This is a genomic window from Tateyamaria armeniaca (assembly GCF_045797845.1).
Taxonomy (GTDB): domain Bacteria; phylum Pseudomonadota; class Alphaproteobacteria; order Rhodobacterales; family Rhodobacteraceae; genus Tateyamaria; species Tateyamaria armeniaca.
Genome location: NZ_JBHDIY010000002.1, coordinates 137939 through 164785 on the forward strand (window position 1 = coordinate 137939; position 26847 = coordinate 164785).

The window sequence follows — 26847 nt, forward strand, 5'->3', positions numbered from 1 at the left end:
TTACTGCGGCAATGTGGAGACGTCTTCATCCCATTTTTGCAGCAGACGCTTACGCTCGTCCGACGAACCATAGGTCTTGAAATCGTAATCGATCAGCTTGATCGTCGACATGTCCGGCGCAGAGGGCGATGTTTCGGCCCCCTTGTTGGACGGCACCTGAAACGCGTTTACCTGCAAGGCGAGGTTTTGCGCGTCGGCAGAGAGCGCCCAGTCATAGAACTGTTTGGCTTCGTCCATATTGCGCGCGCCATCGATGATCGACATGGACCCGATTTCGTAACCCGTGCCCTCGCAAGGGGCGACGACCTTCACTGGGAAACCCGACACGGCTTGTGCCACCGCGTCGTGCATAAACACGATACCGATGGTGTTTTCACCACGTCCTGCCGCCTTGATCGGGGCTGAGCCCGACTTGGTGTACTGGTTGATGTTGGTGTGCAGGCCCTTCATGAATTCAAAGCCTTCGTCCTCGCCAAAAAGCTGAACCATCGACGCCAGCGTCGTATAGGCCGTGCCGGACGAGTTTGGGTTCGCCATCTGAACATGGCCCTTGTATTCAGGCTTCAGCAGGTCCTTCCAGCACGCGGGTTCGGGCAGATTGTTGGCGGCAAGCAGTTCGGTGTTGTAGCCATAGCCAAGGGCGCCGGAGTAAATGCCGATCGTCTTGTCACCGGCACTCGTCGCCTGCGAGATCGCCCAATCGTGCAGTTCGGATCGCATCGGTGAAACATACGCTGCCGTCAGGTTTTCTTCGGCGGCCTGAAGGTGCGGGTCACCCGTACCACCCCACCATACGTCGCCCTTGGGGTTTGATGATTCCGCCTTGATCTGCGCAAATGTCTCGCCCGACGATTTGCGGGTCATGTTGACGTCGACGCCGGTTGCATCCTCAAAGCTGCGCGCCATCAACTGGCACCAGTCTTCCTGAGCTGAACAATAGAGCGTCAGCTTGTCGGCTTGCGCCGCAGATACGCCAGCCGTCAGCGCCACGACCGACGTGATCGCGAATGTACTTAATTTCTTCATGGTCGTCCTCCCTTGGTCGAGTCCTTTGGACTCATTTTATTCATCCCCAGCGCCGGTTTTTTTGCTGTCGATGGGGACAGTCCGGCCGAAATCTGGGAACGGTCCGAACGTCGTAGGTTGGATCAGCCTAGCGACATTTCGCAGTATTGAAAGAAAAACAAATGGGGCGTGCACAAAACGTCAGATGCTATCGCGTCATAAGGCGTGGCGCTGATCGGCGGCGCGGTCTAAACAGCACCATGCCAAACGTAAAAGCCATCGTCTTCGATCTTGACGGCACGCTTATTCACAGCGCGCCGGACCTGCAACTTGCGGCGAATGCAGCACTTCACGCCATTGGACGTGCGCCACTTGATCTGGCAACAATCATCTCGTTCATCGGCGACGGGGTCGAGGCCTTGGTCAGGCGTGCATTGGATGCGACAGGCGGGGCGGATGACGCGCTGTTTCAAACTGTGCTGGCGCATTTTCTGGACGTGTATGCACAGAATGTGACGACACATACACGACCGTACGTTGATGTGATCGCAGCTCTGGAACAATTCCGTGCGGCAGGCATTCCCCTTGGCATCTGCACCAACAAGCCCACAGGACCAGCGCGTGCCATTTGCGAACAACTGGCTTTGGCCCCGTATTTCGACGTGATTGTGGGCGCAGAGCCCGGCCAGCCCAAGAAACCTGACCCCGCATCCCTGCTGGCATCTATCAAGGCGTTGGGGTGCGATCCGGATCAGGCCTTGTATGTGGGCGACAGCGCCGTCGACTATCAGACCGCACGCAATGCGCAGGTCCGGTTCCGGCATTTTTCAGGCGGATACCTGAACACGGCACTGCCGGAACTTGGCGACGCTGACCGCTTTGACGATTGGGCAAAGCACGGAATTACACCCACCGGTCGGTGCCCTTCGAATTTGCTTTAAGTCTTCAAAGCTTCCCGCTAGCGTCAAAGACTTGGGAGGATTTCTAATGAAACTAATGAACTCACTTTTGTCCGGCGCTGCGCTGGCGTTGATCATGTCGATGGCTGGCCCTGCGGCAGCACAGGATTGCCCGCGCGGCGACTTGGACGAACGGTTTTGCGATGTGGACGGCGACCTGATCGCGGATACACCCACCGATCCGGCCGATCTGGTTGACCCTGACACGCTGATCTTTGCCTACACCCCGGTCGAAGACCCCGCCGTATACAAGACCGCATGGTCCGATTTTCTGACCCACCTTGAGGCGGAAACCGGCAAGGACGTCGTGTTTTTCCCGGTCCAGAACAACGCCGCCCAGATCGAGGCGATGCGTTCGGGCCGCCTGCATATTGCGGGCTTCAACACCGGCTCGAACCCGCTGGCGGTGAATTGTGCGGGCTTCAACCCGTTCACGATCATGGCGTCCGAAGACGGCAATTTCGGCTATGAGATGGAGATCATCACCTATCCCGGCTCCGGCATCGAAAAGGTCGAAGACATCAAAGGCAAGCAACTGGCCTTCACCTCGCCAACGTCGAATTCGGGTTTCAAAGCACCGTCTGCCATCCTGAAGGGCGACTTTGACATGCTCCCGGAACGCGACTTTGAACCGGTCTATTCGGGCAAACACGACAACTCGATCCTTGGTGTGGCCAACAAGGACTATGTGGCGGCCTCGATCGCAAACTCGGTCAAATCGCGCATGATCAGCCGCGATGTGATCACCGAGGATCAGGTCAAGGTGATCTACAAATCGCAGACATTCCCGACCACCGGTTTTGGCACGGCCCACAACCTGACACCGGAACTGAAAGAAAAAATCCGCAACGCGTTCTTCAACTTCGAATGGGAAGGCACGTCGCTTCAGGCCGAGTTTGAAAAGTCGAACGAGGGCCAGTTCCTTGAGATGACCTATCAGGAGTTCTGGGAAGTGATCCGCAAGATCGATGCGGCCAACGGCGTCAGCTACGCCTGCGAATAATCCTTGATCGGGCGGGCCCTTTGGTCCGCCCTTTCCAACTAGAAATACTGGGGCGGGGAGGCTTTCATGCTGCGGCTTGAGAAGCTTGTGAAGACGTATAAGACAGGCGATCAGGCCTTGAAGGCAGTCGATCTGGAGATACCGGAAGGCCAGGTTCTTGCCCTGATCGGTCCGTCCGGCGCAGGCAAATCCACACTGATCCGATGCATCAACCGTCTGGTCGAACCGACCTCGGGCAATGTCTATCTGGGCGATGTCGAACTGACAGGGCTGTCATCGGGTGCGCTGCGGCGCGAACGGCGCCGTATGGGAATGATCTTTCAGGAATATGCGCTGGTTGAACGATTGACCGTGATGGAAAACGTGCTGTCGGGTCGTTTGGGCTATGTCGGGTTCTGGCGCAGCTTCCTGCGCAGGTTTCCGCAATCGGACGTGGACGAGGCATTTCGCCTGCTGGACCGCGTCGGACTTGCGCATATGGCTGACAAACGCGCCGATGAACTGTCGGGTGGGCAGCGTCAGCGGGTCGGCATTTGCCGGGCCCTGATCCAGAATCCGGCGCTGTTGCTGGTGGACGAACCCACCGCCTCGCTGGATCCCAAGACATCGCGCCAGATCATGCGTCTGATCTGTGAGCTGTGCAAGGAACGCGGGCTGGCCGCGATCATCAACATCCACGATGTCGCCCTCGCCCAGATGTTCGTGCAGCGCGTGATTGGCCTGCGCTTTGGTGCGGTCGAATTTGACGGCCCGCCCGACGGTCTGACACCCGAAGTTCTGACCACGATCTATGGCGAAGAAGACTGGGAAGCGACCATAGAGGCCGTGGATGACGACGAAGAGGAAGAGGTTGCCGCGCAATGAGCGACACCGATTTTGATGTAAACGCGCGCCTCGGTCAGCCCTGGAAAAAGCCGCCCTTTGTTCAGCGCCCATGGCTGCGCTGGACGTTGCTGATCGGGTTCGTGGCCTATCTGGTCGCCGCCTATCTGACAATCGAAGTGAACTGGGCGCGGGTCTACGAGGGGCTTGAGCGTGGCAAGAAATTCATTCTGGCCTTTACCAGCCCCGATTTTTCCACCCGCTCGTCGGACATCTACGAGGGCATGGTTGAAAGCATCGTGATGACCGTGGCGTCATCCGTGGTCGGTATCGCGATTTCGATCCCGATTGCCTTGGGTGCCGCGCGCAATGTCGCCCCCCTGCCGGTCTATCTGGTCTGTCGCGGCATCATCGCGATCAGCCGCGCTTTGCAGGAAATCATCGTCGCCATACTGCTGGTGGCCATCTTTGGCTTTGGGCCACTGGCGGGTTTCCTGACGCTCAGCTTTGCGACCATCGGCTTTTTGTCAAAGCTGCTCGCCGAAGATATCGAAAGCATGGACAAGGTGCAGGCCGAAGCGATCAAAGCCTCGGGCGCACGCTGGACGCAGTGGATCAACTACGGGGTGCAACCACAGGTGATGCCACGCCTGATCGGCTTGTCGATCTATCGTCTCGACATCAACTTTCGCGAAAGCGCCATTCTCGGACTGGTGGGCGCTGGCGGTATCGGCGCCACGCTGAACACCGCTTTTGACCGCTACGAATACGACACGGCGGCGGCCATTCTGCTGATCATCATCGTGATCGTCATGGCGCTCGAATACCTGTCTGGCATCATCCGGGCGAGGGTTCAGTAATGCCGACACGGGACGCAAACGGACTAAAACTGTGGCAACGCCGCACGGGGCGCGAAAGCCTGTTTCACTGGATGCTCTGGTTGATCGGCATCGCCATCTTTGCCTATTGCTGGCAGCAGATTTCGAATGCGACGACGTGGTTTTTCGTCTGGGATGCACCGCGCATCGCCAACGACATCTGGACGCGGGCGACCCCACCAAAGTGGGACTACATCACCCAATTGGGCAAGCCGATCTGGGACACGCTGAACATTGCGACCCTTGGCACCATCTTTGCTCTGATCCTTGCCGTTCCGGTGGCGTTTCTTGCGGCGCGCAACACAACGCCTTCGCGCTTTCTGATCCGCCCGATTGCCTTGCTGATCATCGTATCCACACGCTCGATCAACTCGCTGATCTGGGCGCTTTTGCTGATCGCCATCATTGGCCCGGGGGTCTTTGCCGGTGTCATTGCCATCGCGATCCGGTCCATCGGGTTCTGCGCCAAACTGCTTTATGAGGCGATCGAAGAGATCGACGAAACACAAGTCGAAGCGATCACGGCAACCGGGGCCTCGCGCTGGCAGGTCATGGCCTATGGCATCGTACCGCAGGTGCTTCCTGCCTTTGCCGGGATCGCCGTCTTTCGCTGGGACATCAACATACGCGAAAGCACCGTGCTGGGACTGGTCGGGGCGGGCGGCATTGGTTTGCAACTGTCCTCATCGCTCAATGTTCTGGCGTGGCCACAGGTGTCGTTGATCCTTCTGGTGATCCTTCTGGCGGTTGTCACATCCGAATGGGTTTCGGCCAAAGTGCGTGGCGCAATCATTTGACGGACTCTGACACTTGAATACGACCGAAGCCTTTGACGCCTACGAGCGCGTGCGCCACCGCCTGCCTGCTGTTCAAAGGCAGGGTGCATGCCAACGCGTGCCCAATCTCGACGCCCTGACGGATGACATCGAAACATTTCTGCTGGATGCATTTGGCGTTCTGAACATCGGCGAGACGGCCATTGACGGCGTGCCGGAGCGCGTGGCCCGCCTGCAAAAAGCGGGCAAGCGCGTGCTGGTGGTGTCCAACGCCGCTGGCTATCCACACAGCGATCTGATGGCAAAATACGCCCGCCTTGGCTATGATTTCGATGCCGGTGACGTGATCACCAGCCGCAAGACCATTCTGCACGGGCTTGCATCCGACCCGTCCCGAAAATGGGGCCTAATGGCGACGCAAAGCCTTGGACGCGCCGATCTGGAACACCTCGATGTGACATACCTTGCCGAAGACCCGGCAGCCTATGACGCAGCCGAGGCGTTCATCCTGCTGGGCAGCGCGGTTTGGACAGAGGCAAGGCAGGCATGTCTGGAACAGTCCTTGCGTGACACCCCGCGCCCCGTTTACGTGGGCAACCCGGACATCGTGGCCCCCCGCGAAACCGGGTTTTCAACGGAGCCCGGCCACTACGCACACCAGCTTGGCGATGCGACGGGAATTGAACCCGAATTCTTTGGCAAACCCTTTGCCAACATCTTCGATCTGGCCTTTGAACATCTGGGTGACTTCGACCCTGCCCGCACTGTGATGGTCGGCGACAGCCTGCACACCGATATCCTCGGCGGACAGGCCGCTGGCCTGAAAACCGCGCTGATCTCGGGATACGGATTTTTCGCCGGGCACGACGTGGATGGATTCATCGATGCGTCCGGCATTCAACCGGACTACATTCTCGACCGTCCGTAAAACACTTTGCCGATCCGCTCCCGCGAAGGTGGTTCGCGATGGCGCGCGACCCCTTCTATCGCGACCCGTTCGTGAACCTTTTGCGCCGTTCGCGGATCTTGGCGTCAGAGGTCATTGTCCCATCGTGGAACGATCCAAACCACTTGTCCCAGGGCAGTTCGAGCGAGCCGTAGTTACACTCGAAATACCGGTGATGCATCTGATGGTGGAAAGTGCCGAGCTTCAGCCGGTTCTTGTCCTTGACCACCATAGCCTCGAACCCGGTATGCGTCGTGGCCGCCGTCAGCGCGTAATATTGCAGATGGAACAGAATATGGACCGGGTGCGCCGCCACAATAAAGTGGATCAGGACTGACCCCAGAAAGATCAGATGCTCGACCGGGTGCATCGCCATGCCTGACCACGGGCCCACGTTGATGTTGCGATGATGCAGGGCGTGTACGTGTTTGTAGAAAAACGGAATGTGCAGAAACCGGTGAATCCAGTAGAAGTAAAAGCTTTCCCAGACCGGGATCAGCAGGAACAGCGCGATGAACCAGATCGGATGCGCGGCCCATGTCAGCACTGGGGCCACGCCGTTGGCCATGGCCCAGAACATCAGCACCTCGTATGCGGTCCAGACGGTCACCCCGCTTGCGATGGTCCAGAATATGTTGTCCCTGATCTGGCTGCCCAGCGTGAACTGCCGCCCGTTTTTCATCAGCGGGCGCGGGTCATATTTCAGCTTTTGCCCCTGTTTGGTGAAAGTGTAGAAATATAGGTGCAAACCGCCTGCCACAAGGCTCATCAGGATCACGTTGCGCGCGAACATCTCGGCGATCCAGCCAATCGCGAGGGTCTGCGTCTCCTCCAGCGGCGGCTGGAACCAGTAAAACGAAATGCAGGCGATCGCGACGATGATCAGTCGCTCGGTGATAAAGAACCAAGAATTCCAGACCCACGCCAACATCCGCATCGGACGCGGCGGCCACTGAAAGAAGGGAGAGACCTGCAGCGGCACGTCAGGGATGTGGTTCCAGCCTTTGAGCGGCGCGTCGGACACTGTGAACCTCATGATGATGGCAGCGTCTTCAGTCTGGCACGATTTCGGGTCTTGGAAAAACGATAAAAAGAGGGAAACAGGGTTTCTTCAAGATCGAACACGCGGGCAGTGATCAGGTTGACGACGTCGGGCGCGAGGCAACTACGGCCGAGGATTAGGGGAACCCGATCAGACCCCAGATAAACGATTGTTGCCGACCAAAATTATATCCGAACCCGACGCACGGCAAGTGCCAGCACGTGAATTCCCACGGCTATTCCAGTTACGTCGGATGCACGGCGGTATCAGTCTGAATTTTTGCAATGCGACGTTTAAAATGCTGACGCCGAGCACGTTCATGACACTGGCGATGAACAATACAGACAGCGCCACCCATCATTTCGCGGGAGGAGGAAGTCGGAGTTCAGGCAGGGCACTCCAGTGATGTTGCATGCAACATGATTTGCATCGCTTCTGGCGTCCGCTTTTTTAAGTGTTGCATAAGGCTGATAAAACCGCGCCATGAGACAAGATCACCGACTGTCCGGGGTGTTCCATCCTCACATGAAGGGCCGAGTGATTGTGGCGGATCTGACCTGATAACCGGAGCGGTGCGGCGACCTGACCCAAGCCCTGCGTTCAGCGCGCCGCTAGTAAAGGGTTAGCCCCTTCGGGCCACTGCTGCGCTGACTTGTGTGGCCTTCGCATTGCTCTTCTCGCTTGCGGCGCTGACCATTATCCTTGCGCTGACCTTCGACTACGAAATCCCGACTTTGCGCACAGCACTTTCCTAAAACTACACTGGCGCTTGGGTACTGCCATTTCATCGACAGCAGCCAATACGCCGGGCCCGTGACACCTGCGCTCTTGGCACGCGATTTGGCTCAGCCAGCGATGCTCACCTTTTGTCCGGATTGCAGCACGCCACCTGTCACGACTTCGGCATAAACACCCATATCCATATGCCCAAATTCCTTGCGCAGCAGATATGGCAGCTTCAGGTCGCGCTCAGCAGTGACGGGGTTCACTTCGGTGGCCGCGCACCGTTTGGTGCGTTTGATCAGCCGCAGACTGACGTCGCCAAGGCGGAGCGTTTCACCAATGTGCTCAAGCTCCCATCCGGGCGGCAGCCCATCGATCTCAAGGTTCGCACGGAACCGGGCCGGGTCGATGTCCCGATCAAGACGTGTGGCCAGATCCCGGACCGAGCTGAGGTTCAGGATCGATACCGCGTGCATCATTTGCGGTGAGACAACCGAGACATCGGTGAACCGATGCGGAAAGGCCGAGACAAATTGCGGGTCGGAGACATCCATGAGACCGATATACGTCGAAAGCCATGCCCCGGCGCGGTCACGCGCGGCCTCATCAGTCATATCAAACGCCTCGCGCGCATCGGCATGCGCAATCTCAAGCTGCCGTGTTTCAGGGTCGAACTGCGTTTTCAAGCCAGCCAGTGCTGCCTGCGTAAGCAGGACGACAAAGCGGTCCTTGGGCAAAGGTTGAGGGTTCGCGGGATCAAAGCCCGATCCGTGACGCGCAAATCCGAACATCCGGTCACCGGGCACGCCCGATCCTGGCGTCAGGGTGACCCGGGGCATCTGTTCCGCCGACAAACCCTTGATGGGAAACCGCTGAATGCGTTGCAGGGTGATCGCCATGTTACGTCGATGCCTCAAGCAACTCTTCCAGCCGCGTAGCAACGCCCAGCAGATCAAGGTCACCGCCGTGCCTGCCAATCACCTCCAGCCCGATGGGCAGACCGTTCAACCGCCCGGCAGGCACCGAAATCGACGGATTGCCGGTGATTGAGGCGACCGCCGCGCGCCGCGTCATTGCGGTGAACAGATCGACGGCCTCACCGTTGATCTGGCAGGTGTCCGTATCTCCGATTTTCGGGGCCGTGGTGGGCAGTGTGGGCATGACGAGGCCGTCCAAACCATCAAGCAACGCCGAAACGGTGTCACGAATGGCTTCGCGTTTCGGCCCCACCATATCGGCATATTCCGCGTCCGAAGGGGCAGCCTCATCCACAATCATCTGGAAGATGCCAGCGACATCCGGGCTGGCGATACGGGCCGGAAAATCAGCCAGGTCCTGATGTCTTGCAGACAGAAAGCGTGTCCAGAAGTGTTTGGTTTCATAGAGAACGATGCCAAGGGCTATGTCACCACATTGCTCCAGCAGGTCAGCAGAACTCAGAGGGACAAGTTCGACGCCTCTTTCGGCCAGCCCATCGAGCTTCGCGCGGCATGCTTGCTGCATCTGTGCATCGACACCCTGCAAAAGCGCGTCGTCGACCACGCCAAGGCGCATGTTCTTTTTCTCTGCGAGCGGCTTTAGAGCAGAACCGGCCAATACCGCGTCCAACTGTGCAATTCCCGCCACGTCTCGCGCCATCGGCGTTATGGTGTCAAAGCTGGTGGACAGTGTCAGCACGCCCTGCCCCGGATAGCGCCCGTACGTGGGGCGAAAGCCGACGCAACCGCACATCGCCGCAGGCAGGCGCCCCGACCCGCCCGTGTCAGAGGCCAGACCCATTGGCACCGCACCACCCGCCACCGCCGCCGCCGTCCCGCCAGACGAGCCGCCCGCCATATGCGCCGGGTTGGCCGGATTCCCGACAGGGCCATGGTGAAGGTTGTGACTGGTGATGCCGAAGGCCAGCTCGTGCATGTTGCTTTGTCCCACGATAACTGCCCCGGCTTCAAGCAAGCGTTCCACAGCCGGAGCGGACCGGCTTGCGATATTGTCAACAAGCGCGGGGGACGCGCCACAATGCGGCAGCCCTTCGATGGCAATGTTTGCTTTGACCACGACGGGTACGCCGGCCAGCGGGCCATCACGCTTAGCACTCCGCGTGAACGGTGACCGGACCAGCGGGTTCAGATCGGCCATTGCGTTCAGTGCGGCGATGGCCATGTCTACATCCCTGGACAAACGCCTACTCCGCTGTTGAACCCTGACGTGTGTTCATACTGTTTAACAGATCGCGGGCACCCTGCATCATCTCTCTGACGATCTCCGCTGCTGGCTGAATGTCGCTGACCTGACCAACCCCCTGCCCGGCCAGCCACGCCATCTCTTCAAAATCGCCGGTGGTGTCGGACGTGGGAAGGATGACATCAAATCGTCGTTTCGTGTGGGGCTGGCCCATGAATATGGTTTCACCGATCACAGGCTCATTGTCGCGCTCCATCGGGACATCCTGCAAACGGCCCTCGAACTCTTCGGTGACCCGCACCTTGAGCAGACGCATCGGATTGAAATCGGGCATCTCGGGTCCAAAAACGCCAGAGCGGGTTGTGTCCGCCCCTTGCGCCGCGATCAGCCGCCTGTGGTGTTCGGGATGCACGTTCGCCTCAGCGCTGGCAACAAGGCGGGTGCCCACCCAAACGCCGTCCGCCCCCAGCACCAACGCAGCGGCGGCAGCCCGCGCATCCGAGATGCCGCCTGCTGCCAGAACCATCGCACGATCACCCACCGCATCGACCATGGCCGGGATCAGCGCCATCGATCCCATGCCGCCATAGTTGTGACCGCCTGCTTCCCAGCCCTGCGCGACGATCACCTCGGCCCCGTATTCCACTGCTTTCAAACCGTCCTCGACACTGCCCACCTGCACCCAGATCGAACATCCGGCGTCTTTGAGCATCGCGGTCTGCGCGGGCGGGGGATGGCCCCAGTGGAATGATGCAATCGGCACTTTCTCTTCTGCCGCGACCCTGACCTGTTCATCGTTGCCAAAGCAGGTGATGAAGTTGACGTTGAACGGCGCATCTGTCGCTGCGCGGATCGTCCCGATCATATCGCGCAGCACCTCGCCGGGCGTGAACCCCACCCCGATGGATCCGATGCCGCCGCCCTTGCACACTGCAATTGCCAGTTCCGGCTTTTCCCCGGCAAAGGCCATGCCAGCCTGCGCCAGCGGGTGCTTGGTGCCAAAACGCTCTGTGAACCGCGTCGAAAACCCTGTCATTGGTCGTCCTTCCCGTAAGTCCGCGCGTCAGTGCGCAGTCAGGGAAAGCCTAAGGGTGCGATACCGGTGTGGAGTAGGACGGCAGCGAAAAGACTCTAGGACAAATGCGCAATCGGCGCTTTGCCCTGCGCCTGCCGGAATGCCCGGGGCGAAAGCCCGAATCTGCGCGTGAAGCGGCGGGTGAAGTATGAGGGATCACTGAACCCGACTTGCCATGCGATGTCGGAGACGGACACCGCGCCGTCCTTGGCTGCCATCAGCAGCTTGAGCGCTGCATCCAGCCTGACCTCGTTGATATATTCCGACACCGTCTGGCCGGTGGGTTCGAACACCTGATGCACCCGCCGCACAGACATGCGGAAATGTGTGGCCAGCCGCCCCGCACGCAGATCAGGCTGGGCATAATGGCGCTGGATATAACCTTGCAGCATTTCGACACTGGTCCGCCTGTCCTCGTCACTGTCATCAATCCGGCGCAACAGGCCGAGGCTGTGGCGAAGTTGTTGCGCCACGGCGGATCGTTGGTCATGCTCAGAGGTATCCGTTTGCAGCAGCAGATTGGCCAACCCCCAGAAAATACCTGATAACTCGCGCCCCGCTGGTGTTCGGCTGAGGGCGTAATGCCTACCTGGGTCGGTATCGACCCAATCCGCTGGCACCGCGATCGACACCAGTTGAAACGGCAAGTCCTGCCGGAGCGCGTAAGGTTCGCGCGTGTCGACGATGGACACGTCCATGGGCACAGCCTCGAATTCCGCACCTTGCGAGACCAGACTGCGCCCCCGGCTAAGGATGTTGACGAATTTGATATCCGCCGAACGCCGCCCGATGTGATGCCGCAAGCGCCGTACTTCGTGCCCGTTGGAAGTGACCATCGACACGTTGAGATCGGGCGTCGAGACTTGCCTGATCTGGCCGAAAAACCCGTTCTGCGACGTGGCAAACGGTTCGAGCTGCACGAAAGCTTCGTGCAGACCGTCGGCCCATTTCGCAAGGCCCGACCGGGCATCATCCGAGGTGACTTGCCATGTTTTCATCAACCGCAGTTTATCACAGTGACGAATTCCGATGAAGTCTTCGGGGCTTGTTGACCGGGCCTGTCACTTGGGTGGCCGTGTCAGGCCACGCAACGGCGCTTACCCGGCAATCAGATGCCCGCCATCGACATCCAGCACATGGCCCGTGGTGAACCGGTTCGTGCTGAGAAACATCGCGGCCTCGGCGATATCGGCGGCATCTGCCACCCGCTTGACCGGAAGACCATCGGCGACTGATCGAAACATCGCTTCTCTGCGAGCCGCAGGCATTGCGGCGTAGGCGTCGGTTCTGGCCATCCCGGGTGCTACGGTATTGACCCTCAGTCGCGGTCCCAGCTCCAGCGCCAAAGCGCGGCCAAGGCCCTCAACCGCAGCATTCACAGCGGCCAACCCGGCCCCGTTGCGCCCAGGCCTGCGGCTCAGCACGCCGGAGAAGAAGGTGATCGATCCACCCTCGCGCATTTTAGGCAGCGCCTCGCGGACAAGGACGAACGGCCCCATGAACTTTGAGGCGAACATCGCCGTGACATCCGCAGTCTCTGCCGTCTCGAAGGGGCCGTGCACCGCGTTTGACGCGGATATGACAAGCGCATCAATCGACGCATCGGCCTTGTCGGCAAAGAAATCCTTAACTGCTGGTTCGTCCGTCATATCCAGCGAAGTGGTTGTCAGGCGGTCCGAGGCCAACAGCTTGGCGGCGGCGTCTAATTTGCCTGCACTCCGACCAATGATTTCAACCGATGCGCCCCGTGCCAGCGCCAATTCGGCTGTCGCAAGGCCCATGCCGGACGACCCGCCGACGATCAGATAGTGCTTGTCTGTCAATTCCATGGCTCTTCTCCTCAGATTGGTTTGTCGGCAGGGTTGATCAGGTTCATCACCGTCATCGCATCCGCGCCAGAAAAAAGCTGTTTGATGACAACGGCTGCAATGGCCTCAAGCTGATAGGCAAATTCATTGCCACCAAGCAAAAGAGGCTGCGCGCCCGTATCGGACACAAGGGTCGCCGTAACCTCCGCCGCACCGTCGTCTGCGGTGAAGCCAACGACCAGCGGGCGGCCATCCCATGTCATGTCTTCACGGCTCCAAACCCGTGCTTGGGACATGTTGAATGCCTTGGACACATGTGCACCGGGAAGCGCGTCGGCGATGGCTTCAGTCAGGGATCGCCCGTCGGTGCGGGTTGTCAGGAATGTCTCGGTCGAAATTGGATTGTTGATGTCGACCACGACTTTCCCGGTGAAAGCGGCGGCACCGCCCGCTTGTTCGATTATGTCAAAGACGGCCGTGTTATGTGTGGCAAGGATGATCACATCGCCAAAGGCAGCGGCCTCTGCCGCAGACCCGGATCCGCCGCCGTGTTTCGCCGCAAGTGCCGCTGCCTTTTCCGCAGACCTGCCGCCAAAGAACACGTCATGTTTCCGGGACCATTTGCTGGCCAGTGCATCCGCCATGTTGCCGTAACCCAAGAATGCAATCTTCATCGCTGTATCCTTTTCAAGATGTCTGTTGCGTTGAATTGGAATATGGACGCACCTCGGTCATTGTTGAAATTGATTATTGGTATATGCTTCATTGACATGAGGAATGTTGATGCGCTCGATCTGAACCTGCTCAAGGCCTTTTCGGCCCTCTACGCCCAGCGCAACGTCACCCGTGCGGCGGCAACAATCGGTTTGGCGCAACCGTCGATGAGCAATGCGCTGGCGCGGCTGCGCGCGGTGCTGGATGACGCATTGTTCGTGAAATCACCTCAGGGGATGATCCCAACCGCGCGGGCCGAGGCGCTGGCTCCGAAGGTGGATGCCGCCCTTGGTCTGATTTCGGAAGCGTTCGAAACACCCGCGACCTTTGATCCGAAAACAGCCAAGGCCACCATCAGGATCGCAGCCCCCGACAATCTGGTGATGCGCCTCGCCCCGCTGTTGGCTGCACATCTGGCGGCAGAGGCACCGCTGTTTGATCTGCGATTTGCGGGCTTTCATAAGGACACCATTTATGGCGCACTTGACCGTGGCGAGGTCGACATCGCGCTGGCGCGCTTTTCGGATATCCCCGCCCGCTTTCATCAACGTGACTGGCTGGGCGATTCCTTTGTCGTCGTCGCGCGCAAAGGGCATTTTGATGAAGAACGCCCGCTGACCCTTGACCGGTATTGCGATGCAAACCATTTGCTCGTCTCCTTTCGCCCCGACGGGCGCGGCGCGATAGATGATGTATTGAACAGCCTTGGGCGAACACGTCGCGTGGCGCTGGTCGTGTCGCAATTCGCAGTCGTGCCCGACATTGTTGCACGCAGCGGTGTTCTCGCGACGATCCCGGCAAGCGTTGCAGATGGGCTGGCCGAGCGCGCGGGGTGCGACCTTCATGCCCTTCCGTTTGCCCAAGACGGGTGGACAAACCAGGCGATCTGGAGCGCGCAGACCAACGCGGACGCGGCAAAGCGGTTCGCGGTGGAGGCGATGCTCGGCCTGTCCGATCGAGGACCCTAACTATCGCCCGTCTTGCAGGTACAATCGCATCAAGCGCGTCTGTCGCTCACTGGCATGCTTGCGCTCTGCCACCCGGGTCACGCACTCCCTTTGCAGCGCGCATCCATGCAAGTCATGCTTCGTCGTTCAACCCAGCACCGACTTGGGGAAGTAAAAGCTCACCACCCAGTTGGGCATGTCCACGATTTCTGAAATCCGCAAATCGCCAGCAACGCTGCACAGCATGTAGGCCTCGACAGGGGAGACTTTAGCCGTTGCACAAATCCAGTCGATCATCTGGCGCACGGCATCACGCGCGGATTGCATCAGGTCGGGGCCGATGCCGGTCGTGACGCGGTATCCTTGCTGGTCGATATGGTTGGTGACAGGGCCACTGGTTTCGAGGCGGGGATAGGGGAATTCTGCGTTCTTGATCAGGTCGACCTTGATCTCAACATCCATCGGGCTTTCGATGGCAGTGCCGCAAATCTCGCCGTCGCCTTGTGCTGCGTGGGTATCGCCAAGGGACAGCAGGCCACCCTCCACTTCGACCGGCAGATAGAGCGTTGTTCCCCGACAGTTGTCGCGGATATCGAGGTTGCCACCCACGCGACGGGGCGGCACGACGCTATGGTGCCCGACCTCGGCCAGCGCCAGACCAATCGTGCCGACGAAGGGTTTGAGTGCCACTTGCCCGAATGGCGCGAAAACGGCGGGTTTCGTAAGGCCCGTATCATAGGTCCACACATGCAGCGCGGCCTCGGGAAACTCGTCCGCCAGCAGCCCAAAGCCCGGAATGTTTGCTGTCCATCCCCACCCCGAAGCATGGAATTCTTGAAAGGTGATCGCAATCGCGTCCCCCGGTTCCGCCCCCTCGACGTAGATAGGCCCGGTGACCGGGTTCACCTTGTCGAAATCGAGGGCCTTGAGATCATCAAGCGTCGCCTTTGCGTGCAACTGTCCGCCAGAGGCATCAATCGTTTCGACCGCGATGGTCTGACCCGACGAGACGCTGAGCACGGGCTCGATTGAATTGTCCCACCCCAGATGATGCTGGTGTTTGTGGATCGTGTGATTGCAGCTCATTTCAGCCTCCCATTGATGCGACGTCGTCCCCGCGCGTGCCTGATCTTACCCGTTCAGCCGGATGGGTCCATGCAGCGCATAGGCATCGACTGGTGACGGGTTGTCGGGTGCAGTACAGCCGCCGAAATGGGTGATGATGCCCGCAACCGCGTTCAGCGACGTCTGAACCGCCCCCTCGACCCAGGCCGGTGTCCAACTGACCCCATCGCCCGCGATAAAGATACCGCGCTCGGCGGCGGGCATATCGCCTTGCACGAAATGGCCGAACATGCGGTGATTGTAACGATAGTGCCCCGGCAGCGCACCCTTGAAGGCCCCCAGAAAATTGCGATCCGCTTCCCAACTGACCGTGATCGGATCGCCGATGATATGCCCGCGGATATCAACACCCGGGTAAATCTTTGCCAGAGCGGATAGGGCCAGGTCCACGCGCTGCTCCACGGGAAGTGGCAGAACCTTGAGCGCGTCAGTCATCCACGCATAGCTGAGGCAAATGACCGAAGGTCTGTCCGGGCCATTGTCGAACAGATACGTCCCGCGCGTCATGCGATCCGTGAGCGTCATCGACATCGTATCGCGCCCAGTCGCAGGGTCCTTGTCCTTCCAGAACGGTCGGTCAACCATCACGAATGTCTTGGCCGATTGCATGTAGCGGGTGCGGTCCAGCGCCATCCACAGGTCTTGGGAAAACAGCGTTTCTTCGGTATCTATCTGGGTGGTCAGCAGGTGGGTCTGGCAGGTGACAAGCACGGCGCCAAAACCTTCGGTCCGGCCCCAACTGTCCGTGACTTCGATCTGATCATCGCTCAACCGCCGGATACGTTTCACCCCAGCGCGGGTGGCACCCCCATTCAGTTGGCGCAATGTCGTACCGGCAGGCCAATGCACAATCTGGTCCGGCGCGTGCTGCCAAAGTCGGCGCGGCACCTGTTCGACGCCGCCGACAATGTATCGCTGGTGGTCATCGCATTCCGTCACGTTGACGCGCAGGATTTCGAGCATGGAATTGGGAAAATCGCTGTCCCAGCCGCCGGTGCCAAACCCCACCTGTCCAAACACCTCGCGGTGGTGGAAGGACAGCTTTTGAAACGCCTCTGAAGAGACCACGAAGTCATAAAAGGTCCGTTCATCCCAAGCAGACACAAGCGGGTTCCAGATGTCCTTGATGCGAGGAATGTCCCTGTCGCGGATCGCTTGTTTGAGGTCGGCAAAACGCGCTCCTTCTTCAAGCGCTGCGTCATAGGCCTGCGCGACCTCCTGAAAAAGCGGCGGAAGGTCTTGGAGAGTGTGCGCGTAGTAAGTCTGCCCTAGCAGGTCGATCACCGTGGACCCGGCGGCTGGGGTCAGTGGATTGGGAAACGGCGCACTGTCGAGGCCGAGCAGGTCGACATAGTGGTAGAACCCGGAACCCGAGACCGGAAAGCGCATACCACCCAGTTCGGCGATCACGTCTTCGGCCCCCTCAAAGGGTTGCGAGCGCAGGCGTCCACCGAATTGGCCGGATTCGAACAGGATTGGCCGCAGGCCGAGTTTCATCAACTCATAGCCTGCGATTACACCGGCAGCGCCCGCACCGACGATGGCGACTTTGTCACCGTGCGCCTCTTGCGGCAACGATCCCAACCCGCCGGGGTGTTTGATCCAGTCGTCATAAGCAAAGGGGAAGTCGGGACCGAAGACGGTGACAGGCTTCATCCCAGGTCTCCGTAAAGGTCAGCGCGGCGGTCGGTTAGGTGGGTTTGAGCCTTGCGTGCGGCGTTCAATGCCGCGCGGTCCAGAGTGGCGTACAGCATATCGTCGGCTTCCGCCCCCCGGACGAGATCGTTGCCGTCCGGCGCGGCAACGCAGGACAGGCCGTTGTAGGCAAACTGCCCTTCTGCCCCGACGTAGTTGCAATAGGCCATGTAGATCGCATTTTCCTCGGCTCGCGCGGGCACAAGGCGGGTGGCGACACTGTCGAACGGGGTCATGTTGGCGGTGGGGCAGATGATGGTTTCAGCCCCGCGCAGGGCCAGCGCACGGGTCAGTTCGAGGAATTCGACGTCATAGCAGATGGCGAGGGCGACCTTCCAACCATTCAGATCAAAGACTGGCGAAAGCGCATCGCCCGCCGTAAACTGCGTGCGGTCCACGCCACCAAACAGATGCGTCTTGTGATAGCGCGCAACCTCTTCGCCGGTCTTGTCGATGGCGACGCAGGCGTTGTAGGGGCGCGGGTTGCCGGGAAGGGCAAGGCCCGCGACAAGTGCAATCCCTCTCGTCTTGGCAATCGCCTTGAGGCTTTCTACAACAAAAGGGGCTTTATCTGCGTGCGCAGCGGTGCGTTCCGCGCCGATATTGTAACCACCCACGTACATCTCGGGCGTCACCAGAAGATCTGCACCTTCAGACGCAGCTATTTCGGCAACATCGCTCAGCGCTTTCAATGCTGCCTCAATGCCTGAAACGGGTCGGGTCTGCCAAAGCGCCAGTTTCATCAGCCTGCCCTAGTACGTTTCCGCATAGGCGGCGCATTTGGCGGCCGTGTCCATGTCTGCGACATGCGCGATCTCCGCCTCTTTGTGGGCGCGGTAGACGTCCGAGAATTGCGCGGGAAACCAACCTGTGACCGTGGCATTGCCGGTAAATGCATCCAGTGCCGCCTCCAAGGTCTCGGGCAGCCGGGTAAAGCCACGTGCTGTCAGTTCTGCAGGCGATAACAGCGACAGGTCATCCTCGGTCGCGGCAAGCGCACGCAGCCCGTCCTCGATCCCCTGACATCCCGCATGCACGACCGCCGCCAGCGCCAGATGCGGACAGGCTGCGGCATCCGCCGCGCGGTATTCGATGTTGAATTGCTTGGCGATTGAGGCGGGGTCCTTTGACGTGACCGGGCAAACCCTCAGCGATGCTTCGCGGTCGCGAAACCCGAGATTGTTGTAGGCCGCCGACCAGCGATGCGGGGTGAGCCGTTCATAAGACACCACAGACGGCGCGGTGAGTGCCAGAATGTTCGGCATGTATGTCAACACACCAGCAGCGAACGCATCTGTGAGCTCCGACATGCCGCAGGGGCCGTTTTCATCATAGGTGAGCGGTGCGCCGTCCTCATCCTGAAAACTCAGGTGAATATGAACACCATTGCCGACTGAGGCCGTGTCGAGGATCGGCGCAAATGTTGCCTCTTCGCCCACGTGCCGGGCGGCAGAGCGGGTCAATTCACGCAGGATCACCGCTTGGTCGGCAGATGTCACGCCGATCACCGGGGCGACGACAACCTCGAATTGGTTGGGCCCGTATTCCTTCATGACGCTGTCGGGGGCCAGGCCTGCCGCCTTGAGCGCACCCATCAGGGTTTGCAGCAGCGCGCGCTGGCCTTCAAACGCGTTGCGACCAAATCCTTCGTTAGGCAGATCTGCGCCTTTCAACTGAAATTCATGTTCAAAGGCGGAAAACAGACGCGCGCCGCTTAGCCTGTGCAGACGGTCCAAAGCGTCGCGCAACAGATGCCGGGTGCAGAACGCCCAAGGGTCACCGTCGAGCGTTACGATGTCGCCCAGCATGAAGTGTTCCGGGCTTTTGTCACCGAAGGCGACGTTCACCTCGCAATCGGGATCGGGGACCAGCAACAGATCACCCAAAGACCCGAACGGGCTTTCCCCAATCCCGTCAAAACACGTGATCTGCACGTTTGTGGGCACCCACCCCACCCCGCGGCTCAGGCGTTTTTCAAGTTGGTCGGCGGGAAAGGCCTTGCCACGCAATTTGCCTGCAAGGTCGCAGGTTGCCGCGAAAATCAGGGGCATCGGGGTCATTCGGTCGTATCCTTCGAGGTGACGCGCAGGCTGTCCCAGCTTTCGATCCGGGTGCGAGTGTGTTCCCAGTTGTCTTCGGCAATGCGGGTCACGATGGCTTCGATAATGGCGAGGGCAGAGGAGTATGTGTCCCACAACGTACCGGATTCGATGGGCACTGGCAGAACGTCGGTGGCGTGGCGCGCGACTGGTGAAATCCACTTGTCGGTCATGACGATGACGCGGGCGTTGCGTTCATCGCGGGCCAGTCGAGCAACAGATGCCAGCGACGTTTGATAACGTCGAAAATCCACGACGAAAAAGATATCCCCCGCCTTCATCTGCAACAGGTATTCCGGCCAGGTTTCGGGGTCTGACGGCAAGTGAAAGACACTGCGCCGCGCCTGGCGCAGGTGAAAGGACAAATGGGCGGCAATCGTATCACTGATCCGCCCGCCGATGACATAAACGCTGTGTTTCGGATTGGTGAGCAAGGTGCAGACGCGATTGAACTGCTCTTCGGTGATGGCGTCGCCGGCAATCGCCATTTGCGCGCTGGCCTTGGCGAGGAAGTCCGACAGATAGTCCCCTTCGATGTGGCGGCCACGCTCGTGCACCTCTACCGGGCTGCGGTCGCCGTCTTTCAGTTCGGCAATCAGAGAGCGTTGGAATTCCTGATACCCAGCCAACCCGATCTTGGTCATGAACCGCGAAATGGAGGGCGCTGACACCTCTGAGCGTTCGGCAAGGTCCTGAATGGAGGACAGACCCGCGTAGGGATAGTCCGACAGGATCGCAGCGGCCAGCTTGCGCTCTCCTGCCGTGAAGCCATCGGATGCCTGTTCGATCTTCTTTCTGATCTGCACTGTTGTCACGCATTCGCCTTGTATATGGCACCAGCGTTTCTGAAAATTTTCTTTCAGTCAACTTGAATTACTTGACTTTGGAATTTCTCATTCGTCTACTTTGGGCAGAACTTGGGGGAGCGACCGTGAGTCGATCTGACGTCATCAGCCACGCGACCAGCGGTTTGACCGCAACTGCCAACCTGCTGGGTGCCGGTGATCCTGACCCGGTGGAGGTGTGCCATGCGCAGGCCGCTTCGCCACTCTTGCTGCTTTGCGAACACGCGGGCCAGGCGGTGCCGCGTGCGTTGCACGGCCTGGGGTTGCCAGACGGCGCCATTGACCAACACATCGGCTGGGACATCGGTGCAGAGGCGTTGGCGCGCGCAGTTGCGAACCGCCTGCGCTGCCCGCTGATCATTCAGCGCTACAGCCGCCTCGTCATGGATTGCAACCGTCCGCCGGGGTCCAAAGGGTCAGTTCCGGAGATCAGCGATGGCGTCCGCGTTCCGGGCAACGAACGGCTCAGCGCAGAGGATCGCGCGCTCCGGAAACGGGCGATATTTGATCCTATGAATGACGCAATCACAGAGGCATTCGATGCCCATCCGCGCAGGGCTGCATTTGCGATTCACTCATACACCCGACATTTTCAGGGCCACGATCGCCCGTGGGATGCAGGATTTCTCGCGCGGCGTGACATAGCGACGGCCCGCGCTTTGATGGAGTCGATCTCCTCCAACGCACCTGACATGAAATTGGCCCTGAACGAGCCCTACCAGATTGACGATGCTAGCGACTGGTTCATCCCGCGCCACGCGGAAACCCGCGGCGTGCGACACACGTTAATCGAAGTCCGAAACGATCATCTGAGGGATGACGCCGGGATCACGCGTTGGGCTGACCTTTTGTCGAATGCGATCCGCTCGGTACTGGAGAACAGCCAATGACCCTCACCCGCGACCTGCCGCTTGTGCCCGCAGATGCCGCTCTGCTCTTCGTCGACGTTCAGAACTTTGCCGCGCACCGCGACGGCGGGGAATTCAAGGACATGCCGAAAGCTGCATTTGCCGCCAAATATGGTTGGTTCTTTGACGAACTGGACGCCCGGGTCATCGCGAATATGCAGGCCATTCAGACCGCCTGCCGCGCCGCTGATATCGAGGTGATGTATACCACGATAGAAAGCCTCACGCTGGACGGGCGCGACCGGTCACTGGATTACAAGATCACCGGATTCAACGTGCCCAAAGGGTCATGGGACGGCAAGGTGATTGATGAAATCGCGCCAGTGGGTGACGAGATGGTGTTCGCCAAATCCTCCTCCTCGGTCTTCATCTCGACCCATATCGATTATGTCCTGCGCAATCTGGGCGTCAAACAACTGGTGATCTCAGGGTTGATCACCGATCAATGCGTCGAAAGCGCCATCCGCGATGCCTGTGATCTGGGCTATCTGGTCACGCAGGTGACGGACGCCTGCCTCACTTACACGCCCGAGCGCCACGCTCATTCGATCCAGACGATCAAAGGGTATTGCCGACAGGTCACCACGGCAGAACTTGTCGCGGAATTGGCAAGCGCATGACCGTCCCCATTCCCCAAACCGGTCAGAGGCGCCCATGTTGGAGTTGAGCGGTGTCAGCAAATCCTTTGGCGGAGTACAGGCCGTCCGCGACGTGTCCTTCGTATTGGAAACCGGCGAGGTGCGCGGGCTGATCGGTCCGAACGGTGCGGGCAAATCGACACTTGTGAACCTGATCTCGGGACTTTTGGTGCCCACGACAGGGACCATGACGCTCGACGGCACTTTGCTGACGGGCAAGACCGCCCATCAACGCGCACGGCTGGGCATCGCGCGGACGTTCCAGAACCTGCGTGTCTTTCCAAGCCTGAGCGTCGAGCAGAACATTGATGTCGCCCGCTATGCCGCCGGAAGTGCGGCGCTGCCCGACGCCGCGATCCAGGAATTTGGTCTTCAAGACAAACTCACGTCACCGGCCAATGCCTTGTCCTACGGCGATCAGCGGCGGTTGGAGATCGTGCGCGGTTTGGCGCTCAGGCCCAAGGTTCTGATGCTGGATGAACCCGCCGCGGGCATGAACGAGGAAGAAACCGAAACACTCGGTCGTGCTTTGAAATGGGTGCAGCGCGAGGCGGATTGCGCGCTTTTCGTCATCGATCATGACCTGAAATTCATCATGACCCTGTGTGACCGCATCACCGTGCTCGATATGGGCGCGATCATTGCCGAAGGCAGTCCGCAAGAGATCACCAAGAACCCCAAAGTCATCAGCGCCTACCTCGGAGAAGAGGTGGACGCCGTTGCGTAAATTCACAAGACCCCCAACAAGGAGACGAACATGAAAAAGAGTATCCTCACGGCCCTCGCGTGCACCGCATTGGTGACACCGGCCTTCGCGCAAGAGACGATCAAGATCGGCCTTGGCGTGCCAATGACAGGTGACTACGCGCCATATGCAGAATGGCAGGGCGCGCGCTGCATGGCGGAAATGATCAATGCCGACGGCGGCGTAGACGGCAAGATGATCGAGATTCTGGTTCAGGACTCCGGAGCGGACACGCAGACCGCAATTTCCTTGGCGCAAAAGTTCCTCGACGAAGGCGCGGTGATGCTGGGCACCATCCCCTTTTCCGACACGATGATCCCGGTGGCCCAGATCGCGCAAGGCTATGGCGTGTCGATTTTCCAGCCACAGTCTACCCAAGTTGAAATGCACGCAGGCATCGTCGACAACTTCTTTACCGGAGTGTCGCCTGACCCATTCACCGCAACGGCTGCGGCGAACTACGCGCTGGAAAATGGGGTCAAGAACGTCGTTCTGCTGACCTCTGACGAAGGCGGCAGCTGGTCTGCGAAAACCCCGCTGTGGTTTGGCGACGTCATCGAAGCAAATGGTGGCAAGGTGCTGAGCACCCTGAACTTCAGCTTTGGCACGTCGGACTGGTCGCCCCAGATTGCCGAGATGCGCGCCTTGGGTGAAGAGATCGACGCAGTCTACATTTCCTCCATCATGCCGGACGTTGGTGTACTGGTCCGCCAGTTGCGCAGTGCGGGCATTGACGCATGGGTCGTGGGGTCTGACGGCTTTGACGATCCATCGCTGGACGCCATCGGTACGGACGATCCTGCAATCCTCGACAAGGTGTTCTTTGCGACGCTGGCCCCAAGCCAGGCCGACAGTGCCGTGGTGAATTTCATGTCCGAGTGTAAGGAGTTGGGTGTTGACGTGCCGGGCCTGTTCCCCGCGACTGGCGCGGACACAGTCAAGGCCGTTGCCTGGGCGGTCGAGCAATCGGGCAGCACCGATCCCGCAACCATCGCAAAAACCATCCGCGAGGCGGACAGCATCCCGGTGCTGACGGTCGACAGCATCTCTTTCAAGGACACCAAGACTTATGCGCAGCGCACCATCCCCGTGATTGGGTATAAAGACGGCAAGCGTGTTCTCGTGTCGAATGTGGTGCCGGACAACGTACCGTCCGACTGGTAAACAACGCGGGGTGCGACCCAACCGGTCGCGCCCCTTCCCCACCATGCTGAAAATCCAGAACCTTCACGTCTTTCACGGCCCCATCGAGGCGGTGCACGGCATTTCCCTGAGCGTGGGCACAGGGCAATGCGTGGCGCTGCTTGGACCCAATGGCGCCGGTAAAACCTCCACAATTTCAGCAATTTGCGGGATTGCACAGGCAAAGGGCACCATCGCCCTGGAAGGATCCGATCTGGCCAAAGTGTCCGTCGAGGACCGCATCGGTCGCGGCATCGCCGTATCCCCTGAAGGGCGCCGCATTTTCAGCAATCTGAGTGTTGAGGCAAACCTGCGCATCGGTGGCGGCATCCGGGCGGATCGCGAAAACGTGCAGGCCGATATTGAGCGGTGGTTCGAGACATTTCCCATCCTTGGTGAACGGCGCACTCAACCGGGCGGCACCCTTTCGGGAGGCGAACAGCAAATGCTGGCCATTGCACGCGCGCTGATGTCCAAGCCAAAAATCCTGCTGCTGGACGAACCCAGCCTCGGGTTGGCCCCGCGTATCGTCGCGCAGGTGTTCCAGATGATCGCAAAGCTGCGAACCGAAGGTATGACGATCCTGCTGGTTGAGCAAAACGCGCGGCAGGCTCTGCAGATCTCGGACTATGGCTACCTGCTGAACAATGGCCGGATACAGGCCGAAGGCACAGCGGCGGAACTGGGCGGAAGCACGGACATGATGGCGAAACTGACGGGGCTGGGCTGAGATGGACTACGTCGCACAACAGATCATCAACGCCCTGTCGTTTGGTGCAGAATACGCGTTGTTGGCGCTGGGCCTCGCCATTGTCTTTTCGGTGATGGGGCTGGTCAACTTTGCCCATGGCGAAGTGATCGCGGTGGGCGGCTATACCATGGTTGCCTTCGCAGCGCTGGTGACGGCCAATCCACTGATCATCATCGTTGGGGCCGTGGCGGCGACTGCGCTGACTTCGGTCGCGCTGGAGCGCGTCGCGTTCCGACCAGTGCGCTATGCCGATCCGACAACGGGGCTTCTGACGGCCTTCGGCGTCTCCATCGTGCTTCAGAACCTTTTTCTTTTATTCATCTCGCCCCGCCCGATTGCAGTGACGTCGCTCTATTTTCTCGACGCCCCGGTGATGCTGTTCGGGGTGCAGATCTCATCGCTGCAAATATTCGAATCCGTCACAACCGTCGTGGTGATCATCGGCCTCGTGCTGTTCCTGCAAAGAACCACCCTCGGGCTCGCGATGCGGGCGGCCTCGCTGGATTTCGAGATGGTGCGGCTGAGCGGCATCCGCGCCAACCGGGTCTTTGCGCTGGCCTTCCTGATCTCGGGGCTGCTGGCTGGCCTCGCCTGTATCTTCATCATGGCGCGGCGCGGGTCGGTCGATCCGCATTTCGGGTTCAACCCGGTGCTCAAAGCCTTTGTCGCCTGCGTCGTCGGCGGGTTTGGCAGCCTGCCGGGCGCTGTGCTGGGCGGATTCCTGCTGGGTGCGGTCGAGGTGGGCATGCTGGTCCTGCTGCCGCAGGATTACGGCGGTCTGAAGGACGCGTTTGTCTTTGGCATCATCGCGCTGATCCTCGTCTGGCGCCCTGATGGCATTCTCAGCCCCGCCAAGGAAAAGGGGGACAAGCATTGACCCTTACCCGAAGCCAGAAACGCGGTGTTGTCGGTGCGTGTATGCTGGCCGCCATTCTGATCGCAATTGGGGTGCTGGCCACCTTCTTCGCATCGAACTATCAACTCCGGTTGGTTTACAGCGCCTTTGTGAATCTGATCGTCGTGCTGGGCCTACAGGTGTTCATGGGCAATTCCCGGCTGACCAACCTCAGCCACAGCGCTTTCATGGGCATCGGGGCCTATGCCGCAGCAATCTGTGTGACCCCGGTCGCGATGAAGCAGATCGCCTTGCCCGATGCGCCCTGGGGCCTCAACGCCTTCGCGCTTGATCCCATCATGTCGGCCATCGTCGCGCTGATCATTACCGGAAGCATCTCGCTTCTGGTGGGGGTCTTCATCGTACGCATGACCGGCACAGGGGCCACGATCGCAACGCTGGCGGTACTGGTGATCGTGCATTCGATTTTCCTCTACCGGACCGACATTTTCAAAGGCAATCAGGCATTCTTTGGCATCCCGCAGGTGTTTTCCCTGACCTCCATCGTGGTGCTTGCCGTTGTCGTGGTGTTCATCGTGCGTGGCTTTCGCGAAAGCCACTGGGGCGTGATGCTGCGCGCCTCGGCCGACGACGAAACGGGGGCAGCAGCCATGGGCGTGAACGTCACACGCCTCCGGCTGATCGCCTGGGTCCTCTCCGGGCTGATCCTCGCCTGCGCTGGAATCGCCTATGCCTATTTCCTCGGCACGATTTCGGCACGGCCCTTCTACTTCAACCACGTCTTTCTGACCCTCGCGATGCTGATCTTCGGCGGCATGCGCACGGTGACAGGTGCGGTTCTGGGCACCTTCGCGATCTCATTCGGACTGGAGGTGGTCCGCTGGCTGGAAACAGGACCCGTCGTGATCGGCATCGATCTGCCAGAGGTACTGGGACTTTCGGGCGTCATGCTGGGGCTGGTCATTGTGCTGACAATGGCGTTGCGACCTGTCGGGGTGATGGGCGACCGAGAGATTGAGGAATTGGTTTTGACGGGCAAATAGCGCTTGTTTTCAACGGTTGGCTCTAACCCCAACGGATGTTTTTTGATCCTGCGAAGGGACTGGAGCGGTTTTATCCATTGC

27 protein-coding genes are annotated in these 26847 nt (G+C 59.6%); 14 read left to right on the top strand and 13 right to left on the bottom strand.

Annotated elements, in window-relative coordinates; all coding sequences use genetic code 11:
• Complete coding sequence (locus ACERZ8_RS00750) at positions 1-1026, bottom strand: ABC transporter substrate-binding protein (RefSeq protein ID WP_407590219.1); 1026 nt, start codon at positions 1024-1026, stop codon at positions 1-3.
• A 239-nt stretch (positions 1027-1265) separates the two neighbouring features.
• Here ACERZ8_RS00750 and gph point away from each other — a divergent pair, with 239 nt between their 5' ends.
• The 6 genes from gph (at position 1266) to ACERZ8_RS00780 (ending at position 6371) form a co-directional block, all read left to right on the top strand.
• Positions 1266-1946 (top strand): phosphoglycolate phosphatase, encoded by a 681-nt coding sequence (gene gph / locus ACERZ8_RS00755; RefSeq protein WP_407590220.1) that lies wholly within the window; start codon positions 1266-1268, stop codon positions 1944-1946.
• Positions 1947-1992: 46 nt separating this feature from the next.
• Positions 1993-2967: a phosphate/phosphite/phosphonate ABC transporter substrate-binding protein gene (phnD, locus tag ACERZ8_RS00760; protein ID WP_407590221.1), complete on the top strand. Its 975-nt coding sequence runs from the start codon at positions 1993-1995 to the stop codon at positions 2965-2967.
• Between the two features lie 66 nt (positions 2968-3033).
• Positions 3034-3831, top strand: coding sequence for a phosphonate ABC transporter ATP-binding protein (gene phnC / locus ACERZ8_RS00765; RefSeq protein ID WP_407590222.1), 798 nt, complete (start codon positions 3034-3036; stop codon positions 3829-3831).
• Positions 3828-4649: a phosphonate ABC transporter, permease protein PhnE gene (gene phnE / locus ACERZ8_RS00770; protein WP_407590223.1), complete on the top strand. Its 822-nt coding sequence runs from the start codon at positions 3828-3830 to the stop codon at positions 4647-4649. The genes phnC and phnE (ACERZ8_RS00770) overlap by 4 nt, the downstream gene beginning before the upstream one ends.
• A complete protein-coding gene (gene phnE, locus ACERZ8_RS00775) occupies positions 4649-5464 on the top strand; it encodes a phosphonate ABC transporter, permease protein PhnE (RefSeq protein ID WP_407590224.1) in 816 nt (271 codons plus the stop codon). Before phnE (ACERZ8_RS00770) ends, phnE (ACERZ8_RS00775) begins: the two co-directional genes overlap by 1 nt.
• A gap of 13 nt (positions 5465-5477) precedes the next feature.
• A complete protein-coding gene (locus tag ACERZ8_RS00780) occupies positions 5478-6371 on the top strand; it encodes an HAD-IIA family hydrolase (RefSeq protein ID WP_407590225.1) in 894 nt (297 codons plus the stop codon).
• A 55-nt stretch (positions 6372-6426) separates the two neighbouring features.
• Here the strand turns inward: ACERZ8_RS00780 and ACERZ8_RS00785 are convergent, their stop codons facing one another.
• From ACERZ8_RS00785 to ACERZ8_RS00815, 7 genes are all read right to left on the bottom strand, one after another.
• Positions 6427-7413: a sterol desaturase family protein gene (locus tag ACERZ8_RS00785; RefSeq protein ID WP_407594115.1), complete on the bottom strand. Its 987-nt coding sequence runs from the start codon at positions 7411-7413 to the stop codon at positions 6427-6429.
• Positions 7414-8276: 863 nt separating this feature from the next.
• Positions 8277-9053, bottom strand: coding sequence for an MOSC domain-containing protein (locus ACERZ8_RS00790; protein WP_407590226.1), 777 nt, complete (start codon positions 9051-9053; stop codon positions 8277-8279).
• A 1-nt stretch (position 9054) separates the two neighbouring features.
• Entirely contained in the window at positions 9055-10314 is a 1260-nt protein-coding gene (locus ACERZ8_RS00795) for an amidase family protein (protein ID WP_407590227.1), read from the bottom strand.
• A 22-nt stretch (positions 10315-10336) separates the two neighbouring features.
• Positions 10337-11371: an NAD(P)H-dependent flavin oxidoreductase gene (locus ACERZ8_RS00800; RefSeq protein WP_407590228.1), complete on the bottom strand. Its 1035-nt coding sequence runs from the start codon at positions 11369-11371 to the stop codon at positions 10337-10339.
• 95 nt (positions 11372-11466) lie between these two features.
• Positions 11467-12408, bottom strand: coding sequence for a helix-turn-helix domain-containing protein (locus ACERZ8_RS00805; RefSeq protein WP_407590229.1), 942 nt, complete (start codon positions 12406-12408; stop codon positions 11467-11469).
• A 99-nt stretch (positions 12409-12507) separates the two neighbouring features.
• Positions 12508-13239: an SDR family oxidoreductase gene (locus ACERZ8_RS00810; protein ID WP_407590230.1), complete on the bottom strand. Its 732-nt coding sequence runs from the start codon at positions 13237-13239 to the stop codon at positions 12508-12510.
• Positions 13240-13250: 11 nt separating this feature from the next.
• A complete protein-coding gene (locus tag ACERZ8_RS00815; RefSeq protein ID WP_407590231.1) occupies positions 13251-13892 on the bottom strand; it encodes an NADPH-dependent F420 reductase in 642 nt (213 codons plus the stop codon).
• Positions 13893-13988: 96 nt separating this feature from the next.
• On the opposite strand from ACERZ8_RS00815, the gene ACERZ8_RS00820 reads away from it, so the two are divergent.
• Positions 13989-14900 carry a LysR substrate-binding domain-containing protein gene (locus tag ACERZ8_RS00820; RefSeq protein ID WP_407590232.1) on the top strand — a complete coding sequence of 304 codons (912 nt, stop codon included), beginning with the start codon at positions 13989-13991 and terminating at the stop codon, positions 14898-14900.
• A gap of 126 nt (positions 14901-15026) precedes the next feature.
• Here ACERZ8_RS00820 and ACERZ8_RS00825 read toward each other — a convergent pair whose 3' ends face one another.
• From ACERZ8_RS00825 to ACERZ8_RS00845, 5 genes are read right to left on the bottom strand one after another with little or no spacing between them, the layout of a single operon-like run.
• Positions 15027-15965: an acetamidase/formamidase family protein gene (locus tag ACERZ8_RS00825; protein ID WP_407590233.1), complete on the bottom strand. Its 939-nt coding sequence runs from the start codon at positions 15963-15965 to the stop codon at positions 15027-15029.
• 45 nt (positions 15966-16010) lie between these two features.
• Positions 16011-17660 carry a flavin monoamine oxidase family protein gene (locus ACERZ8_RS00830; protein WP_407590234.1) on the bottom strand — a complete coding sequence of 550 codons (1650 nt, stop codon included), beginning with the start codon at positions 17658-17660 and terminating at the stop codon, positions 16011-16013.
• Complete coding sequence (locus ACERZ8_RS00835; protein WP_407590235.1) at positions 17657-18442, bottom strand: carbon-nitrogen hydrolase family protein; 786 nt, start codon at positions 18440-18442, stop codon at positions 17657-17659. The genes ACERZ8_RS00830 and ACERZ8_RS00835 overlap by 4 nt, the downstream gene beginning before the upstream one ends.
• Positions 18443-18451: 9 nt before the next feature.
• Positions 18452-19759 carry a type I glutamate--ammonia ligase gene (locus tag ACERZ8_RS00840; RefSeq protein WP_407590236.1) on the bottom strand — a complete coding sequence of 436 codons (1308 nt, stop codon included), beginning with the start codon at positions 19757-19759 and terminating at the stop codon, positions 18452-18454.
• Positions 19756-20613, bottom strand: coding sequence for a MurR/RpiR family transcriptional regulator (locus ACERZ8_RS00845; protein ID WP_407590237.1), 858 nt, complete (start codon positions 20611-20613; stop codon positions 19756-19758). Before ACERZ8_RS00845 ends, ACERZ8_RS00840 begins: the two co-directional genes overlap by 4 nt.
• A gap of 116 nt (positions 20614-20729) precedes the next feature.
• Here ACERZ8_RS00845 and ACERZ8_RS00850 point away from each other — a divergent pair, with 116 nt between their 5' ends.
• Genes ACERZ8_RS00850 through ACERZ8_RS00880 form a run of 7 tightly spaced genes read left to right on the top strand, consistent with a single transcriptional unit; the run spans position 20730 to position 26766 of the window.
• Positions 20730-21533: an N-formylglutamate amidohydrolase gene (locus ACERZ8_RS00850; protein WP_407590238.1), complete on the top strand. Its 804-nt coding sequence runs from the start codon at positions 20730-20732 to the stop codon at positions 21531-21533.
• Positions 21530-22171: an isochorismatase family cysteine hydrolase gene (locus tag ACERZ8_RS00855; RefSeq protein WP_407590239.1), complete on the top strand. Its 642-nt coding sequence runs from the start codon at positions 21530-21532 to the stop codon at positions 22169-22171. The genes ACERZ8_RS00850 and ACERZ8_RS00855 overlap by 4 nt, the downstream gene beginning before the upstream one ends.
• A 34-nt stretch (positions 22172-22205) precedes the next feature.
• Complete coding sequence (locus ACERZ8_RS00860) at positions 22206-22916, top strand: ABC transporter ATP-binding protein (RefSeq protein ID WP_407590240.1); 711 nt, start codon at positions 22206-22208, stop codon at positions 22914-22916.
• Positions 22917-22946: 30 nt separating this feature from the next.
• Positions 22947-24098, top strand: coding sequence for an ABC transporter substrate-binding protein (locus ACERZ8_RS00865; protein WP_407590241.1), 1152 nt, complete (start codon positions 22947-22949; stop codon positions 24096-24098).
• A 43-nt stretch (positions 24099-24141) separates the two neighbouring features.
• Positions 24142-24846 (top strand): ABC transporter ATP-binding protein, encoded by a 705-nt coding sequence (locus ACERZ8_RS00870; RefSeq protein ID WP_407590242.1) that lies wholly within the window; start codon positions 24142-24144, stop codon positions 24844-24846.
• Position 24847: 1 nt separating this feature from the next.
• A complete protein-coding gene (locus ACERZ8_RS00875) occupies positions 24848-25744 on the top strand; it encodes a branched-chain amino acid ABC transporter permease (RefSeq protein ID WP_407590243.1) in 897 nt (298 codons plus the stop codon).
• Positions 25741-26766, top strand: coding sequence for a branched-chain amino acid ABC transporter permease (locus ACERZ8_RS00880; RefSeq protein WP_407590244.1), 1026 nt, complete (start codon positions 25741-25743; stop codon positions 26764-26766). The genes ACERZ8_RS00875 and ACERZ8_RS00880 overlap by 4 nt, the downstream gene beginning before the upstream one ends.
• Positions 26767-26847 lie beyond the last annotated feature (81 nt).